The sequence below is a fragment of the Kitasatospora sp. NPDC003701 genome (genome assembly GCF_053587085.1).
In genome coordinates this window covers 118,918-135,217 of the sequence record NZ_JBSFNM010000011.1, presented here as the reverse complement: position 1 = coordinate 135,217, position 16,300 = coordinate 118,918, and the positions used below count along the sequence as shown (strand labels likewise).

General features: G+C 74.3%; 14 protein-coding genes and 1 pseudogene. 9 read left to right on the top strand and 6 right to left on the bottom strand.

All coding sequences use genetic code 11. The features are described from left to right. Window positions 1–141: 141 nt before the first annotated feature. The 5 genes from ACWDRR_RS13605 (at window position 142) to ACWDRR_RS13585 (ending at window position 6,327) form a co-directional block, all read left to right on the top strand. Entirely contained in the window at window positions 142–1,353 is a 1,212-nt protein-coding gene (locus ACWDRR_RS13605) for a sensor histidine kinase (RefSeq protein WP_449772338.1), read from the top strand. Continuing rightward, window positions 1,350–2,000 (top strand): response regulator, encoded by a 651-nt coding sequence (locus tag ACWDRR_RS13600; RefSeq protein ID WP_449772337.1) that lies wholly within the window; start codon window positions 1,350–1,352, stop codon window positions 1,998–2,000. Before ACWDRR_RS13605 ends, ACWDRR_RS13600 begins: the two co-directional genes overlap by 4 nt. A 183-nt stretch (window positions 2,001–2,183) precedes the next feature. Then, window positions 2,184–3,053, top strand: a complete 870-nt coding sequence (locus ACWDRR_RS13595) for a 3-hydroxyacyl-CoA dehydrogenase family protein (RefSeq protein WP_449772336.1) — start codon at window positions 2,184–2,186, stop codon at window positions 3,051–3,053. 367 nt (window positions 3,054–3,420) lie between these two features. Then, complete coding sequence (locus tag ACWDRR_RS13590) at window positions 3,421–3,765, top strand: STAS domain-containing protein (RefSeq protein WP_449772335.1); 345 nt, start codon at window positions 3,421–3,423, stop codon at window positions 3,763–3,765. A 264-nt stretch (window positions 3,766–4,029) separates the two neighbouring features. Then, entirely contained in the window at window positions 4,030–6,327 is a 2,298-nt protein-coding gene (locus ACWDRR_RS13585) for an ATP-binding protein (RefSeq protein ID WP_449772334.1), read from the top strand. A 19-nt stretch (window positions 6,328–6,346) separates the two neighbouring features. On the opposite strand, the gene nucS is transcribed toward ACWDRR_RS13585, so the two are convergent. Further along, window positions 6,347–7,006 (bottom strand): endonuclease NucS, encoded by a 660-nt coding sequence (nucS, locus tag ACWDRR_RS13580; protein WP_387882096.1) that lies wholly within the window; start codon window positions 7,004–7,006, stop codon window positions 6,347–6,349. Window positions 7,007–7,492: 486 nt separating this feature from the next. Here nucS and ACWDRR_RS13575 point away from each other — a divergent pair, with 486 nt between their 5' ends. Next, window positions 7,493–7,885: an SCO5389 family protein gene (locus ACWDRR_RS13575; protein ID WP_329489629.1), complete on the top strand. Its 393-nt coding sequence runs from the start codon at window positions 7,493–7,495 to the stop codon at window positions 7,883–7,885. Window positions 7,886–8,027: 142 nt separating this feature from the next. Here the strand turns inward: ACWDRR_RS13575 and ACWDRR_RS13570 are convergent, their stop codons facing one another. Further along, entirely contained in the window at window positions 8,028–9,335 is a 1,308-nt protein-coding gene (locus tag ACWDRR_RS13570; protein ID WP_449772333.1) for an LLM class flavin-dependent oxidoreductase, read from the bottom strand. 228 nt (window positions 9,336–9,563) lie between these two features. On the opposite strand from ACWDRR_RS13570, the gene ACWDRR_RS13565 reads away from it, so the two are divergent. Further along, a complete protein-coding gene (locus ACWDRR_RS13565) occupies window positions 9,564–9,887 on the top strand; it encodes an ATP/GTP-binding protein (RefSeq protein WP_449772332.1) in 324 nt (107 codons plus the stop codon). Between the two features lie 29 nt (window positions 9,888–9,916). Here ACWDRR_RS13565 and ACWDRR_RS13560 read toward each other — a convergent pair whose 3' ends face one another. Together ACWDRR_RS13560 and ACWDRR_RS13555 are read right to left on the bottom strand one after the other, a co-directional pair. Beyond that, window positions 9,917–10,684 carry an ABC transporter permease subunit gene (locus tag ACWDRR_RS13560; protein WP_449772331.1) on the bottom strand — a complete coding sequence of 256 codons (768 nt, stop codon included), beginning with the start codon at window positions 10,682–10,684 and terminating at the stop codon, window positions 9,917–9,919. A gap of 1 nt (window position 10,685) precedes the next feature. After that, the gene (locus tag ACWDRR_RS13555) at window positions 10,686–11,690 is read right to left on the bottom strand and encodes an ABC transporter ATP-binding protein (RefSeq protein WP_449772330.1); all 1,005 of its coding nucleotides are present in this window, start codon (window positions 11,688–11,690) and stop codon (window positions 10,686–10,688) included. A gap of 92 nt (window positions 11,691–11,782) precedes the next feature. On the opposite strand from ACWDRR_RS13555, the gene ACWDRR_RS13550 reads away from it, so the two are divergent. Then, entirely contained in the window at window positions 11,783–12,577 is a 795-nt protein-coding gene (locus tag ACWDRR_RS13550; protein ID WP_449772329.1) for an alpha/beta fold hydrolase, read from the top strand. After that, on the top strand, window positions 12,574–12,894 hold the full coding sequence (locus ACWDRR_RS13545; RefSeq protein ID WP_387882102.1) for a hypothetical protein: 321 nt from the start codon (window positions 12,574–12,576) through the stop codon (window positions 12,892–12,894). Before ACWDRR_RS13550 ends, ACWDRR_RS13545 begins: the two co-directional genes overlap by 4 nt. 221 nt (window positions 12,895–13,115) lie before the next feature. Here ACWDRR_RS13545 and ACWDRR_RS13540 read toward each other — a convergent pair whose 3' ends face one another. Continuing rightward, window positions 13,116–14,045, bottom strand: a complete 930-nt coding sequence (locus ACWDRR_RS13540; protein WP_218201876.1) for a coiled-coil domain-containing protein — start codon at window positions 14,043–14,045, stop codon at window positions 13,116–13,118. Between the two features lie 107 nt (window positions 14,046–14,152). Then, a pseudogene (locus ACWDRR_RS13535) lies at window positions 14,153–16,300 on the bottom strand (hypothetical protein); the annotation flags it as partial.

Here is a 16,300-nt window from a genome sequence, read left to right as displayed (position 1 = left end):
ATCAGCGGTGCCTCCAGCCTGGCCGGTCCGGGCGCTCCGGTCGTCGTCGGTGGAGCCGAGCCGGGCCTGCACCTTTCGATGTACGGCGGCTCCTCCCCGTACCGGAGCCGGCGGCCCGGCCGGGGATGATCTGATGGGGGAGTGCGCAGACCCACACTGACCCCGCGGCAGGAGGACCGGGCGATCGCCCTCGCCGGGTTGATCGGCGGGCTTGTGCTGATCGCCTTCAAGGTCTACGACCACTCCGAGGGCGTCCCGCGCTGGATGGTGCTGCCGCCGCTGCTGGTCATCGCCGGGCTGGAGCTCTTCCGGCGCACCCGCCCGATCCTGACGGTGACGATCGGCGGGGCGGTCTTCGCCGTGAGCATCTTCACCGGTGCGCTGATCGCGACCACCATCATGTACACCGACCTGCTCTACGCGGCGGTGCTCTACGGCCTGCCGCGGATGTCCCGCATCCTGCACCTGACCGGCGCCGGCTCGGTGATCGTCCTGAGCAGCCTGTCCTTCCTGTACAGCGATGCCCCGACGGCGCTGGCCGTCGTGGTGATCACCTCGCTGATCTTCCTCGGGCCGGTCTGGACGGGGGACCTGATGCGCAAGCACCGCGAGGAGGCGGAGGCCCAGCGGTTGCGGGCCGAGCAGACCGCGCTGCTCTCCGAGATGGACCGCCGCCAGGCCGTGGTGGCCGAACGGTCGCGGATGGCGAGGGAGTTGCACGACGTGGTGGCCAACCACCTGTCGGCCATCGCGATCCACGCCACCGGCGCCCAGTCGGTGGCCCGGCGTCAGCGGCGTCCCGAGGAGGACCCGTTGGTGGCGGCCCTGGGGGTGATCCGGGAGAACAGCGTGCAGGGATTGGCCGAAATGCGCCGCATGATCGGGCTGCTGCGCGACAGCGGCGGCGGTGAGGCCGACGAGTCGTACGCCGCACCCGATCTGGGGGCGGTGGACGCGCTGGTGGCCAAGGCCCGGGCGGCCGGGCGGGACGTGGGGCTGGAGTTCGACCTCGCGGAGCGTGGCGAGCGCGGGGAGCTCGCGGTACCGGTCGGGCTGGCGGCGTACCGGATCGTGCAGGAGTCGCTCACCAACGCGCTGAAGCACGCCGGCCCGGGGCAGGTCCGGGTGCTGCTGGAGTACGGTCCGCAGGAGTTGCGGATCGCCGTGGACAGCCCGTACCGCACCGACGTGGCCCGGGAACTGCCCGGCGCCCGGGCGGGGATGGTGGGCATGCGGGAACGGGCCGGGCTGCTCGGCGGCAGCTTCGAGGCGGGCCCGGACGGGGAGCGCTGGAGCGTGCACGCGGTGCTGCCGCGGGAACTGGTGACCGAGGAAGGGGAGCGGCGGGCATGACGATTCGGGTGCTGGTGGCCGAGGACCAGGCGGCCGTCCGGGCGGCGCTGGTGATGATCCTGCGGGCCGAGCCGGACCTGGAGGTGGTCGGGCAGGCCGCGGACGGCGAGGAGGCGGTGCGCCTGGCCCTGGAGCTGCGGCCGGACGTCGTCCTGATGGACGTGCAGATGCCCCGGCTGGACGGCGTCTCGGCGACCGGCCGGGTGGTGGCCGCCGGAGCCGCCCAGGTGCTGGTGCTGACCACCTTCGACCTGGACGAGTACGTCTACGGCGCGCTGCGGGCCGGTGCGGCCGGCTTCCTGCTGAAGGACCTGGAGGCGGACACCCTGGTCGAGGGCATCCGCACGGTGGCGCGCGGGGACGGCATGCTGGCGCCCTCGGTGACCAGGCGGCTGATCGGCACCTTCGCCCGCCCCGGGCGCACGGTCGGGCCCGAGGTGCGGGAGTCGGTGTCGGGTCTCACACCGCGGGAGCGGGAGGTGCTGGCCTGCATCGGGGCCGGGATGTCGAACGGTGAGATCGCCGGGCGGCTGGAGATGGCCGAGGCGACCACCAAGACGCACGTCAGCCGCATCCTCGCCAAGCTGCGGCTGCGCAGCCGGGTGCAGGCGGCGATCCTCGCGCAGGACCTCGGTCTGACGATCTGAACAACGGCCCTCCGGTATCGGGCCAGGTCAGTCGCAGATCACACTCCCGGATGACACCACTGCGGGCGGAAGGGCATTAGAGTCCGGCGCATGAGCGGCGCGGCTCATGAGCGGGCGACCCCTGCCCTGAGCCGCCTTCAGGGCCCGCCCGCAGGGCGGCGACGGCATCCGGGAGACCCAGCCATGAGCAACGCGTCCAGCAAGCAGATCGCCGTGATCGGGGCCGGCCTGATGGGGGCCGGGATCGCCCAGGTCTCCGCCCAGGCCGGTCACCCGGTGGTGCTGCGGGACGTCACCGAGGAGGCGCTGCAGCGCGGTCTCGCGGGCATCCGGTCCTCGTACGAGAAGTTCGTCGCCAAGGGCCGGATGACCGCCGAGGACGCCGAGGCGGCGCTCGGCCGGATCACCACCACGACGGACCTGGGCGCGGTCGCCGAGGCCGACATCGTGGTCGAGGCGGTCTTCGAGCAGTTGGACGTCAAGGAGGGCGTCTTCAAGGAGCTCGACAAGATCGCCAAGGACGGCGCGGTGCTCGCCTCCAACACCTCGGCCATCCCGATCACCCGGATCGCCGCGGCCACCCGCCGCCCCGAGTCGGTCGTCGGCGTGCACTTCTTCTCGCCGGTGCCGCTGATGCGCCTGGTCGAGCTGGTGCGGGGCTACAAGACCAGCGACGAGACGCTCGCCACCGCGCGCGCCTTCGCCGAGGGCGTGGGCAAGGAGGTCGTGGTGGTCAACCGCGACGTGGCCGGCTTCGTCACCACCCGCCTGATCATGGCGCTGGTCGTCGAGGCCGCCAAGCTCTACGAGTCGGGCGTCGCCACCGCCGAGGACATCGACACCGCCTGTCGGCTCGGTTTCGGCCACGCGATGGGCCCGCTGGAGACCGCCGACCTGACTGGCGTCGACATCCTGCTGCACGCCGCCCGCAACATCTACGCCGAGACCCAGGACGAGAAGTTCGCCGCGCCGGAGATCATGGCGCGCATGGTCACCGCCGGTGACCTGGGCCGCAAGAGCGGACAGGGCTTCTACCCCTACCCGGGCAAGTGACCCGCCGGGGCCGGTGACCGGCCGGGCCGTGCGGTCACCGGACCGTGCGGCCCACCGCGCCGGGGGCGGGTGAGTTTCCTCACGCCGGGTGCCGCAGACGGGTGATTTGGGCGGTAATCGAGCGTAGGTGTGGAGACTTCCTGCGTATATTCCCTCGGACGAGTGAAGTTGCTTCAGATCTGGCCGGAACCAGCAACCTGCGGACCTGGTTCACCGTCAGATGAGGGGGACCCGGTCCACGCCGACGATGCTGCGGCCGGGCCCGGGCGCGGGGCTTCAGGCCCGCCCGGATGGACACCCGATCCCGGGCCCGCGCGGCCGGGGCGGAACGACCCGTACCAGTGACCGCCAGGCGGAGGAGGAGACCATGCGCATCACGGGCGACCACGCGGCGCTGGCCATCGAGGGCGGCCTCGACGTGCGCACCGCCGCCGACGCGCGGGTCCGACTGCACCAGGCCGTCGACGGCGGGCGGGGCGATCTCGTGCTGGACCTCGGCCGGCTGGAGTTCTGGGACGCCACCGGCCTCGGCGTGATCATGGGAACCCACCGCCGGGCCGGCCGGATCGGCCGCCGGCTGGTGCTGCGGTCCGTCCCGGCGCAGCTCCAGCGGCTGCTGGTGGCCACCCGGCTGAACCGCATCCTCGCCGTCGAGGGCGCCGTCTCGGAGCCCCGCGGCGCGACGCTGCCCGCGCTCGGCCCGGTGCTGTAGACCCTCCGCCGGGCCTCCCGCGCCCCGTCTCCGCCGGCCCTCCCGCGCCCCCGTCGCCTCCTGCGCCCCCTTCGGGGAGGGACCGCCCTGCGCGCGGCGGGCCGGATGTGCAAGAGTCTGCCGTCAGAAAGACGGCCGCCGGGGACAGGACCGGCTCCTCCCCGCCTCCGGCGGGGTGGGGGTCCCCCCGGCCGGAGGCAGGGGAGTGCCCCCGGCCCGGAGCGGCCGTACCGAGTCGTCGGCCGACCAGGGGCGGAGCAGATCGTGGGACAGCCATCCGGTGAGTTCCGGCAGGAAGCCGTGCGCACCCGGGGCGGTGAGCTGGTCTCCGGCGCCCTGCTGGTGACCGTCGGCACCCCGGACGGGTCCGAGGTCCGGCCCTGCCCCGAGGAGTGGCGGCCCCGCCCGCGCCGGATCGGGCGCACCGAGCCCGCCCGCGGACCGGTCGGCGGCCCCGGCCGCGCGGTCGGACCGCTCGCCCTCGGCGCCGGCCCCGCCGACCTGCCGCTGCTCGACCGCGAGGCCGACATCGCCCACCTGCTCGGCCTGCTCGCCGAGGGGCGTTCGATACGCCTGGTCGGCCAGGCCGGCTCGGGCCGCAGCGCGCTGCTGTCGGCCGTCGCCGAGGCGGCGTGCGACCTCGCGCCCGGCGGCGTCGTCCAGCTCTGCGGCCACCGCCGCACCGGTGACGACCTGCTCCAGGACCTCTTCGCCGCCACCCACCAGGCCCCCGGCTTCCGCCCCGATCCGGGCCAACTCGCCGAGCACCTCGCCCGGGTCGGCGCGATCGTGGTGGTCGACGAGGTCGAACCGGCCGGCGCGGAGCTGGAACACCTGCTCGCCGCCGCCCCGGACTGCGCCTTCCTGATCTCCGTCGCCCCCGACGGCCCGCCGCTGCCCGCCGACTCCCGGCTGCAGGACCACCTCGTCGCCGGGCTCTCCCGCTCCGCCTGCCTCGCGCTGGCCGCCCGGCTGGCCGGCCGGCCCCTCGACGCGGCCGAGAAGGCCTGGGCGGTCGACCTCTGGTTCGAGTCCGAGGGGCTGCCGCTGCGCTTCGTCCAGGCCGCCGCGCTGCTGCGGCAGCGGGACGTCGCGGTGGACGCGCTGGTCGCCGCCGAGGAGGACCGGCTGGGCGTCTTCGGGGCGGTCGAGGAGCCCGAGCGGCACCCCGACCCGGCGGTCCGCGAGAGCGAGCTGCGCGGTACCGTCCCGCTGCCGTCCGTGGCCGAGAGCGCCTCGCCCGCCGTCCGGCTCGCCGAGGGCCTCAGCGAGCCGGCCCAGGCCGTGCTGAGGCTCGCGGTGGCGCTCGGCGGCGAGTGCCCGACCGCCCCGCACCTGCCCGCGCTGATCGACGTCGGCCAGGGCGAGAGCGCGCTGCACGAACTCGCCGACGCCGGGCTGGCGGTGTCCATCGGCGGCCACCACCGGCTCACCGCGGGCGCGCTCGACCTCCTCGCCCCGCACTGGCCGGCCCGCGGCAGCATCGACGGCGCCGCCCAGCACTTCGCCTGGTGGGTCGGGCACAGTTCGGTGTCCACGGAACAGATCGCGGCCGAGGCGGAGGTGGTGATCGGGGTGCTGCTGGCCGACCGGGCCGCCGGCCGGCACGCCGCCGTCCTGCGGCTGGCCCGGGCGGCGGGGCCGGCGCTGGCGCTGGCACTGCGCTGGGGCGCCTGGGAGCGTGCCCTGCTGCTCGGTCTGGAGGCCGCCCGCAACACCGGCTCCCGGGCCGACGAGGCCTGGTTCCACCACGAGTTGGGCGTCTACGCGATCTGCGTCCGGGAGCCCGGGCGCGCCGTCGCCGAACTGGAGTCCGCGCTGACCCTGCGGGCCGCGCTCGGCGAGCCGCGCGGGGCCGCCGGCGCCCGTCGGATGATCGACCTGCTGCGCGCCGACGGCCGGCAGCTGCCCGCCGCCGCGTCGACCGCTCCGATACCCGTCCGACGTCCGGTCATCCGGGCGATCGCGCAGGTGCCGTGGCGGTTCAAGACCACCCCCGGCACGGCCGGCGGCACCCGGCGCACCGTGATCGCCGCCTCGGCGGCCGTCCTCGCGCTCGGCGTGCTCGGTACGGCGGTCGGGCTGAGCGTCACGGGCCCGGACGAGCACCGGGGCACCGACCCGCACAGCAGCACGGACGACGGCACCGGCCTGCCGGCGGGCCGGCCGACGCCCCGGCCGAGCCTGAGCCCCACCGCCTCGCCCTCCGAGGGCACGCAGAGCCCGGAGGCCTCGCCGTCGCAGGACACGGAGGCGCCGGAGAGCAGTGGCGGGCCGTCGCACTCGCCGTCGGCGTCCGGGTCGGCGTCGAAGAAGGCCGGCAAGTCGCCCACCGCGTCGGGGTCGGCCTCGCAGCCGCCCTCCCCGGGCCAGTCGCAGCCGCCGGTGGTACCGCCCGTGCAGCCGCCGCCGGTTCAGCCGACCGTGCCGCCCGCGGTGCCGAGCACCTCCGGTCCGGTGACGACGCCGACGACGACCGCGCCCCCGACACCGAGCACGTCGCCCACCGGGACGACACCGTCGGGCTCACCGAGCCCGACGGCGCCTCCGACGACGCCCTGACGGAATCAGGGCACGACGGTCAGAACAGCTTGAGCTTGTCGTCGTCGATGCCGCGCAGCCCGTCGTAGTCCAGCACCACGCAGCCGATGCCGCGGTCGGTGGCGAGGACGCGGGCCTGGGGCTTGATCTCCTGCGCGGCGAAGACGCCCTTCACCGGAGCGAGCAGCGGGTCCCGGTTGAGCAGCTCCAGGTAGCGGGTGAGCTGCTCGACGCCGTCGATCTCGCCGCGGCGCTTGATCTCGACGGCGACGGTCGTGCCGTCGGAGTCGCGGCAGAGGATGTCGACCGGGCCGATCGCGGTCGGGTACTCGCGGCGGATGAGCGACCAGCCGGCGCCGAGCACCTCCATCCGGTCGGCCAGCAGCTCCTGGAGGTGTGCTTCGACACCGTCCTTGATCAGGCCGGGGTCCACCCCGAGCTCGTGGGAGGAGTCGTGCAGCACCTCCTCCAGCGTGATGATGAGCTTCTCGCCGGCCTTGTTGATCACTGTCCAGACCCCGTCGGCCTCCTTGAGGGTGCACGGCGGGGACATCCAGTTGAGCGGCTTGTAGGCGCGGTCGTCGGCGTGGATGCTGACGCTGCCGTCGGCCTTGACCAGGATGAGCCTGGTGGCGGAGGGCAGATGGGCGGAGAGCCGACCGGCATAGTCGACTGAGCAGCGGGCAATTACGAGACGCACGGTCGACCACGCTAGCCCACCGGGGCCAGTTGATGCGATTCCGCGACGGCCGGGTGAAGAATCCGCGAACCCCGCGAACATGGAGGTTCGGCGATCCCGCGAATGCCTGTCGGCACTCTGGCGCCCGTTCCCACGGGCAGCTACGGTGTGTGACGGCTTGCTTGCAGCGGAGCTGTCAACGGGGACGGAGACTTCAGATGAACGATCCAGCAGGATCCGGCCAATCTGGTGCAGCGAGGCGTATTTACGGAGCAATCCACAGGAATCCCCGGCCTCGCCCCCCATTGGCTGCCACGCTGTTCTGAGCGGCCGGCGCCCCCGACGCGTCCCTCGACGCGGCCTAGGCGCCGACGCCTCCGCACGGTGCCGGAAACAGCCGTCCGACGGCGTTCCGGACATCACGCGCGATTCGCCCACCCTCACCCTCAGCTTGGACTACGCATCACCACCCGGGCGCCGCGCGGGTGGACCGCGAGAGGAGAATCCATGTCGCTCGACGTCTCACCGGCCCTGCTGGAAAAGGCCGAGCGGGGCGAGGTCGACGAGCGGGAATTCGTCGACTGCGTCCGCGTCTCCCTGCCGTACGCCTGGGAGCTGATCAGTTCGCTGGTCGCCCAGGCGAAGGTCGACGGCACCGACTTCGCCGACAACCACGTACCGCCGCCCAGCGAGCAGGCCCGCGGCCAGCTCCTGCGGGCACTCGCCAGCGACGCCATCCGGGGTGCGCTGCAGCGCCACTTCGGCGTCCGGCTGGCCTTCCAGAACTGTCACCGGGTGGCGGTGTTCCTGCCGTCGGACTCCAACGAGGCGCGGTTCGATCGCTTCACGTCCGTCCGGGAGCAGCTGCTCAACCAGTCCGAGGAACTCCGGGACTGCTGATCGTCGGGCCGGTCGCGCCGGTACGACGGCGCAGCGAGCACCGGGGCCGCCGCGGCGGCTCCGGAACGCCACCGGGCCGCCCCACCCCGCCGAGGGGAGGGGCGGCCCGGCGGCGTCCGTCGTCCGGACCGGCCCGTCGGCGTCAGCCCAGCTGCGGCAGCACCTCGGAGCCCAGCCGGGCGATGTTCTGCAGGGTGGCCTCGCGGTCGCCGCTGCCCTCGGCGAGGAGCGCGAAGCGCCGGATGCCGGTGCGCTCGGCGGTGGCCAGCAGCCGGTCGGCGCACTGCTTCGGCGTGCCCACCGCGTGCAGGTCGCAGAGGAGTTCGGTGTACGCGTGCGGGTCGCGCATCTTGCGCTCCCGGCCGTCCACGGTGCGGTGCGCGCCGAGCCCGTACTCGAACCAGCCGGGCATCGCGCGCAGCAGCGTGGCCCGGGCCGCCGAGGTGCGGTCGTCGACCTGCGCCACCCCGGCCGCGACGTGCTGGCGGCCGATCCGGCGCAGCTGCTCCTCGCTCCGCCCGGCGGCCAGCCAGGCGGTGCGGTAGAGCTCCAGCATCCGCAGCTTGTCGTCGTCGCCGGAGTGCATGCCGAGCAGCATCGGCAGGCCGCGTTCGGCGGCGAGCCGTACCCCGCCGGGCGAGGTGCAGGCCACCACCAGCGGCGGGCCGGCCACCGGGTGCCCGGAGGCGGTGAGTTCCTCGCCGGGTCCGGTCGTCTCCACCCGCTGGCGGGGGAAGCGCAGCAGCCCGGACTGGTCGCCGAGGCCGAGCCAGGCGCCGAGGTCGGGCCGTCGGGGCGGCTCGGTGGCGCGCGGCACCACGGCCACCTCCGGGAAGCTGAACTGCGGTCCGTCCGCGCCCACGCGCGAGCTGCGCAGCCAGCGCAGCAGTAGGTCGAGCCGCTCCGGGAAGCCCTGCTCGAAGGCCTCCACACCGCCGCCGAAGACGTCCAGGTCGATCCAGGGACCGCCGCGCCCCACCCCGAGCGTGAACCGCCCGCCGGAGACGAGGTGCAGCATCGCGGCCTGTTCGCCGAGGGCCACCGGGTGGGCGGTGGAGAGCACGCTGACCGCCGTGCCGATGCCGATCCGGCGGGTGCGGCCGAGCAGCATCGCGGCGAGCGTGGCGGCGTTCGGGCAGACCCCGTACGGGACGAAGTGGTGCTCGGCCAGCCAGACGCTGTCCAGGCCCGCCCGCTCGGCCTCGACGGTGGCCCGGACCGTCCGGTCCAGGGCCTCGCCGTGGGTCTGTCCGGGGAACTGGGCCGAGAGCAGGAAGGCACCGACCCGGACCGGTGCGGTGTCCGCGGCGCGCGCGCCGGAGCGCTGGGGTGCCGGCAGGGGGGTGCCGGTGGCGGTGGCCGGGCCGGTGGTGGTCGGTGCCGGGCCGACTGCGGGCGGCCGGACTCCGACGGGTCGGCGGGTCTCGGCGCGGGCGCTGGTCTTGGTCATCCTTGGGCCTCCTCGGGTGCGCGCAGGGTCTGCGGGCCCCGCCTGTCCCCTTGTGAGTAACCGATGTCATGTGCCAATGGCACGCCGAACCACGAATTTCACAGAAGAACGGGTGGATATCACGGGAAACACCGAACCGCCGGGCGGTGCCGTGATAGTGGCTCCGGGGGGTATGCGCCGGCCGTAACCTGGAACCGGTCCCGAGCCCCCGTAGAGAGGTAGCCAGACGTGTCGCCCCGCCGCAACCGGATCAAGAGTGCAGCCGATCACGAGGCCTCGGCGCCGGCCGCCCCGCTCGGCGGCGCCCTGCGCCGCACCGAGAGCTACCGGGGCGACGACTGGGTGGTGCAGACGGTGGCCGGCACCGCCGGCCGGCACTACCGCTGCCCGGGCTGCGACCAGGAGATCCCGCCGGGCGTCGGTCATGTGGTGGCCTGGCCGCTGCACGGCGCCGGCGTGGACGACCGCCGGCACTGGCACCGGGCCTGCTGGGGCGCCCGCGACCGGCGGGCCTCCAACGTCCAGCGCGGCCGCGGCGCCCCCCGGTACTGAGGGTGCCGCGACCGCGCCGGTGAGCCGGGTCAGGCGTCGCGCTTCTTCAGCACCAGCGCGCCGCCGACCAGCGCGGCCACCGTCCAGGCCAGGCAGATCGCGAAGCCGGCCCACGGGCCGTACGGCTGGTTGTGCTGCTCGTAGACCAGCATCATCCGCGAGCCCGCGTAGTCGGGGAAGTAGTGCGCCAGCGTCTTGACCTTCGGCACCGCCGAGAGGATCGGCGAGAGCAGGAAGAAGAACGGCACCAGCACGCCCAGGGCCAGCGTCTGGTTGTGCAGCATCGCGGTGACGCCGGCCGAGAACAGGCAGAGCAGCGTCAGGTACATCGCCGCGCCGAACACCGCGCGCAGCACGTGCGGTTCGCCGATGCTGGTGGAGTGGTCGCCGAGCAGCGACTGGCCGACGAAGAACGTGATGAACGCGGTGACCAGGGAGACCGCGAAGGCCAGCGCGCCGAGCACGACCGCCTTGCCGGTGAGCAGGGTCCCGCGCTGCGGGACGGCCGCCAGGGTGACCCGGATCATCCCGCTGCTGTACTCGTTGCCGACCGCCAGCACGCCGAAGACGATGATGGCCAGTTCGCCGAGGATGATGCCGGAGAAGGCCGTCCCGGTGGCGTCGAACGGGACGTCCGTGTCACCCCGGAACTCCTCGAAGTTGTTGTTGGTGAGCAGGGACAGCAGCGCGCCGAGGCCGAGCGTGATCACGAAGGCCAGCGCGAGCGTCCAGACCGTCGACCGGACGCTTCGGATCTTCGTCCACTCGGAGCGCAGCACCGCCGGGAAGGACGCCATCTCAGTTCTCCTTCTGCTGTGCGGCCGCCGGCTGCTGCGCCGCGGCACCCTGCCAGGTCGCGCCCCAGGTGCCGGGTGCGCCGGCCGCGTCGCGGCCCTCGCCGCTCCCGGCGTGGTACTCCACCGAGTCGGCCGTCATCTGCATGAACGCCTCTTCCAGCGAGGCCTGCTGGGGGCTGAGCTCGTGCAGCACGACCCCGTGGGTGGCGGCCAGCTCGCCGAGTGCGGCGAGCTCGCCGTCGACCACCTCGTAGGAGCCGTCCGGGCCCGGTTCGCTGCGCAGTCCGGCGCCGGCCAGGGCGTCCAGCAGCCGCTCGGGCTGGGGGGTGCGCAGCCGGACGGCGGAGCGGGAGTTGCGCCGGATGAACTCGGCCATCGGCAGGTCGGCGAGGAGCCGGCCCTTGCCGATGACGACCAGGTGGTCGGCGGTGACGGCCATCTCGCTCATCAGGTGGGAGGAGACGAAGACGGTCCGGCCCTCGGCGGCGAGGCGCTTCATCAGGTTGCGGATCCAGAGGATGCCCTCCGGGTCCAGCCCGTTGACCGGCTCGTCGAACATCACGATCTCCGGGTCGCCGAGCAGGGCGGAGGCGATGCCGAGCCGCTGGCCCATGCCGAGCGAGAAGCCCCGGGCGCGCTTGCGGGCGACCGGGGTGAGCCCGACCAGGGCGAGCACCTCGTCGACCCGGCCGGTGGGGATGCGGTTGCTCTGGGCGAGCCAGAGCAGGTGGTCGCGGGCGGTCCGGCCGGGGTGGACGGCCTTGGCCTCCAGCAGCGCCCCGATGTACTTCAGCGGCTCGCTGAGCTGCCCGTATCTCTTGCCGTCGATGGTGACGCGGCCGCCGGTGGGCCGGTCGAGGTCCAGGATCATGCGCATGGTGGTGGACTTGCCGGCGCCGTTGGGGCCGAGGAACCCGGTGACCACGCCCTGCGGCACCTGGAAGCTGAGCCGGTCCACGGCAAGGGTCTTGCCGTAACGCTTGGTCAGTTCGTGCAACTCGATCATTCGCGCTCCCTCACTCTCCGTCAGGCTATGACAAAGCGGACAGGGCGGCCCGCTGAGTGCGCCCGCCGGGCGCACCGAACTACGGTGGGCGCATGACCCAGCTCCCCTCCGCAGTGTCGGTCCGCGAGAGCGGTACCGGAACACCTCTCGTGCTGTTGCACGCCTTTCCGCTCAACGCCTCGATGTGGTCGGCCCAACTGGACGGGCTGCCCGGGACGACCGGCCACGAGGCCCGGGTGCTGGCGCCCGACCAGCGCGGCTTCGGCGGCACCGAGCTGGGCACCGACGAGCCCTCGCTGGACGCGGTGGCCGACGACGTCGCCCTGCTGCTGGACGCGGCCGGGATCGAGCGGGCGGTGATCGGCGGTCTCTCGATGGGCGGGTACGTGGCGCTCGCCTTCGCCCGCCGGCACCCGCGGCGGATGGCCGGCCTGCTGCTGGCGAACACCAAGGCCACCGCCGACACCGACGCCGCCCGGGCCAACCGCGAGCGGATCGCCACCGCCGTCCTGGCCCGCGACAGCGTCCAGCTGCTGCTCGACGAGCGGATGGCGGTGGGCCAGCTCGGACCGGACTCCGGGCACCTGGTCGACCGGGTGCAGGGGATCATCGCCGCCGCGCCGCCGGCGGCGGTGGCCTGGGCGCAGCGGGCGATGGCGGCCCGGCCGCAGACCCTGGACGTGCTGGCCGGGGTGCGGGTGCCGACCGCGATCGTGGCGGGGGAGCAGGACGCCCTGATGCCCTTGGAGGAGGCCGAGCTGATGGCCCGGGCGCGGCCCGACGCCGAGCTGACCGTCATCCCCGGGGTGGGGCACCTGAGCGCGCTGGAGGCGCCGGAGGCGTTCGACGCGGCGGTGCGCCGGCTCCTGGCGCGGGTGACGCGATGAGGGAGGGGCAGGCGGAGACCGGCGGCTGGGACTTCTCGGCGCTGGAGGTGACCGGCCGGGTACCGGTCACCAACCGCGGCGAGGGGCTGCTCGAACTGACCCTGGAGCCGCTCGGCGAGGACTACTGGATGCGCCCGGGGGAGACCTTCATCGTCACCTCGTACGGCGACTACGGCCCGGGGCACCCCTTCGAGGTGCAGTACTGGCGGGACTCGGTCTCGGTCTGGTGCACGTCGTGGTTCGGCACCGTCTCGGACGACGACGGCAACCAGCTGAGCTGCGGCCACCAGCGGCCGGACGGGGCCTATCCGCGGTGAACGCGAGGAGTGGGAAGTCGGAGCGGCCGACTTCCCACTCCGGGCCGCCACGGAGGCGCCCCAGGGCCCTCCACGGGCCCTCCCGGGGCCCCGGTGGTGCCGCCGGGGTGCCGGACAGCACGACGGGCCCCCGTCCCGGAGGACGGGGGCCCGCTGTGGTTCCGCACTCGCCGGGCGCTCCTACCCGAGGGCGCGCCCTTCGGCCCGTGCGGGGTGCGGCGTCAGCGCGACTGCTGGGCGGGCACGCCCATGGTGTCGTCGTTCGGCAGCGAGGCGGCGGCCACGGCCGCGCCGGTCAGCGTCGCCAGCATCTCGCGGACGTTGGTCAGCTGGGCGTTGATGCTGTCGCGGCGGTTGGTGAGCGCCGCCAGCTCGCGCTCGGATTCGCTGCGGATCCGGTCGGCCTTGGCGTTGGCGTCCGCGACGATGTCCTCGGACTGGCGCTGGGCCGTCTCCACCGTCTGGCGGGCGCGGCGCTCGGCGTCGGTGCGCAGCTTCTCGGCTTCCAGGCGCAGCTGCTCGGCCCGGTGCTCGATCTCGGCCAGGCGCTTCTCGGCCTTGGCCTGACGGGCGGCCAGGTCGCGCTCGGACTGCTCGCGGCGCTTGGCCAGGTTGGTCTCGAACTCCAGCGCGGCCTGGGCGGCCTTGGTGCGGGTCTCCTCGAAGAGGGCGTCCGCCTCCTCGCGCTTGTTCTGGGCGTCCTTGTTGGCCTCGGCACGCAGCTGGGCGCTGTCGCTCTTGGCCTTGTCGACGATCCGCAGACCCTCGTCCTCGGCCTTGGCCTTGCGGTCCTTGGCGTAGTTCTCGGCCTCGGTGCGGACCTGCTGGGCGGCCGCCTCGGCGAGCTCGCGGTGCTGCTCGGCGGCGCGGTGCGCCTCGTCGCGCAGGTCCTTGGCCTCCTCCTCGGCGAGTCGCAGGATCTTCTCGACCCGGGCGCCGAGGCCGGCGTAGGAGGGCTCGGCCTCGGTGACCGCCGCCTGCGCGGTCTGGGTCTCCAGGTGGAGCTCCTCGATGCGCTTCTCCAGCGCGCTGATCCGGGTCAAGGCACTGTCACGGTCGGCCACCAGCTTGGTGATCCGCTCGTCGACCTGGGCACGCTCGTACCCACGGCGCACCAGGTCGAAGCCGTGAGGGGAGTGACTGTCGCTCATGGGGTTCTGGGCTTCCTGTCGTCAAACCGCTGAGGTGGTTGAGGGAATCCTGACACGGTACCGGAGTGTCGTCGGCGAAATGCCGTTGTCTCGCGGAGAATGTCCGCTCAATCGGGTGGTGCGCCACCGGAGCGATTGCCACCCGACCGGGGGGAACCGACTCCGGCACCGGCCTTGGCCCCCCCGTCTTTCTTGCTGGTACTTCCCCCGTTTGCCTGCGCGACCGGTGACGGTGCCTCGAACGCCTCCAGTGCGGACAGCACGTCCTGCACCCTGGAGATCTCGGTGTTGATGTCCTTGCGGCGGCGCACCAGCTCGTCCAGCTCGCGCCGGCCCTCGTCGGTGACCCGCGTCGCCTCGGTCCGCGCTTCGGCGAGCACCCGCTCGGCCTCCGCCTTCGCCAGCTCGATCTGCTCGTCGGCGGCCTCGTCGGCGGTCCGCAGGCGCTTCTCCGCCTCGGCCGCCGCCGTCTCGATCCGCTCCTCGGACTCCTCCTGGGCGGACTTCAGCTTGGCCTCGGCCTTGACGATCAGGGCCTCGGCGCGGTCGGTCGAGTCGGAGAGCTTGGTCTCGGCCTCCTTCAGCAGGCCCTCGGCCTTGCGGACGGCCGAGATCCGGACCTTGCTGGCCTCGGCGGACGCCTGCGAGGTCAGCTCGTTGGCGCGCTCCTCGGCGGCCGCGACCAGCGCCGCCGCCCGCTCCTCGGCCTCGGCGACGGCGGCCACCGCCTGCTCCTCGGCCTCGGTCAGCTGCTCCTGGGCGGCCGTCACCAGCGCGTCCACCCGCTCGCCGGCCGACTTCATCGCCTGCGCGTTCTCCTTGCGGGCGCGCTCGTGCAGGGCCTCCACCTCGGCGTCGGTGCGCTCGCGCAGCTCCTCGGCGCGCTCGCGGATCGCGGTGGCGTCCCGGCGCGCCTCGGAGAGCAGGGCGTCGGCGTCGGCCCGGCCCTTCTCGACCGCGGCCTGCCCGGCCGCCTCGCCGGCCGCGACCAGCCGGTCGGCCTCCTTGCGGGCGGCCGCGACCATCGCGTCCGCCTGCTCCTCGGCGGCGGCGGTGGTGGCCAGCGCGGTGGTCTGGGCGTCCTCGCCGAGCGCCTCGGCGTCGGCGAAGGCCCGCTCCAGGACGGACTTGGCCTGCTCGCGGGTGGCCTTGTCGAACTGCTCGGCGGCCTCGCGGGTGTCCGCGTCGAAGGCGTCGGCGCGGGCGTGGGTGTCCGCGTCGTAGTCGTCCGCGAGGCTCCTGGTGGCCAGCGCGTACTCCTCGGCCTCGGCCCGCAGCGCGGCCGCGAACTCCTCGGCCTCGGCGATGGCGGCGGCGGCCCGCTCGTCGGCGGCGGCCACCGTCCGGGCGGCCCGCTCCTCGGCGGCGGCCCGCTGCTGCTCGGCGGCCTCCTGGGCGGCGCGCAGCTCGGCCTCGGCGTCGGCGCGCAGCCGCTCGTCGTAGGCCTGCGCCTCGGCGTGCCGACGGGCCAGCTCGGCCTCGGCGGCCTCGCGTTCGGCGGCCAGCTCCAGCTCGGTCTGCTCGCGCAGCGCGGCCGTCTCGGCGGCGGTCCGGGCCCGCAGGTCGGTGGTCTCGCGGTCGGCCAGCGCGCGCTGTTCGGCGGTCTCCCGGTCGGCGAGGGCCCGCTGCTCGGTGGTCTCGCGGTCGGCCGCCTCGTGCAGCTCGGCGACCGCGCGGTCGGTGCGCTCGCGCAGCTCGGCGGTCTCCCGCTCGGCCAGCGCCCGCAGCTCGGCGGTCTCCCGCTCGGCGGTGTCGCGCAGTTCGTCGGCGGCCTGCGCGGCCTCCCGGCGGACCTCGGCGGACTCGCGCTCGGCGGTGGCCCGCAGCTCGGCGATCTGCTGGGACGCGGCCTCGTGCATGCCGGCCACCGACTGGCGGACCTCGGCGGCCTCGTCCTCGGCGGTGGCGACCAGCTCGGCGGCCTCGGCCTTGGCGGCGGCGACCAGCTCGGCGGCCTCGGCCTTGGCGGCGGCCACCGACTCGTCGCCGTCGACGCCGGCCTGTGCCAGCACCGCCTGCGCCTCGGCGCGGATCGAGTCGGCGGTGGCACGGGCCTCGGACAGCTCCCGGCCGGCCTCGGCCCGGACGGTCTCGGCCTGCTCGGAGGCCAGGGCCAGGTCGGCCCCGGCCCGCTCGCGCAGCGCCGAAGCAGCCGCCTCGGCCTCGGTCGTCCGCTGCTCGGCGGCGGCCCGGGCGGTCTCCAGCGCCTCCTCGGCCTCCGCCAGCAGGCGGGCCGTTTCGGCGGCGGTGTACTC

Bases quoted from the DNA above. Each gene is read 5' to 3' on its own strand.
- ACWDRR_RS13600 (WP_449772337.1), top strand. From the start codon at position 1,350: ATGACGATTCGGGTGCTGGTGGCCGAGGACCAGGCGGCCGTCCGGGCG.
- ACWDRR_RS13590 (WP_449772335.1), top strand. From the start codon at position 3,421: ATGCGCATCACGGGCGACCACGCGGCGCTGGCCATCGAGGGCGGCCTC.
- ACWDRR_RS13570 (WP_449772333.1), bottom strand. From the start codon at position 9,335: ATGACCAAGACCAGCGCCCGCGCCGAGACCCGCCGACCCGTCGGAGTC.
- ACWDRR_RS13560 (WP_449772331.1), bottom strand. From the start codon at position 10,684: ATGGCGTCCTTCCCGGCGGTGCTGCGCTCCGAGTGGACGAAGATCCGA.
- ACWDRR_RS13545 (WP_387882102.1), top strand. From the start codon at position 12,574: ATGAGGGAGGGGCAGGCGGAGACCGGCGGCTGGGACTTCTCGGCGCTG.
- ACWDRR_RS13540 (WP_218201876.1), bottom strand. From the start codon at position 14,045: ATGAGCGACAGTCACTCCCCTCACGGCTTCGACCTGGTGCGCCGTGGG.
- ACWDRR_RS13550 (WP_449772329.1), top strand. From the start codon at position 11,783: ATGACCCAGCTCCCCTCCGCAGTGTCGGTCCGCGAGAGCGGTACCGGA.
- ACWDRR_RS13595 (WP_449772336.1), top strand. From the start codon at position 2,184: ATGAGCAACGCGTCCAGCAAGCAGATCGCCGTGATCGGGGCCGGCCTG.
- ACWDRR_RS13575 (WP_329489629.1), top strand. From the start codon at position 7,493: ATGTCGCTCGACGTCTCACCGGCCCTGCTGGAAAAGGCCGAGCGGGGC.
- ACWDRR_RS13555 (WP_449772330.1), bottom strand. From the start codon at position 11,690: ATGATCGAGTTGCACGAACTGACCAAGCGTTACGGCAAGACCCTTGCC.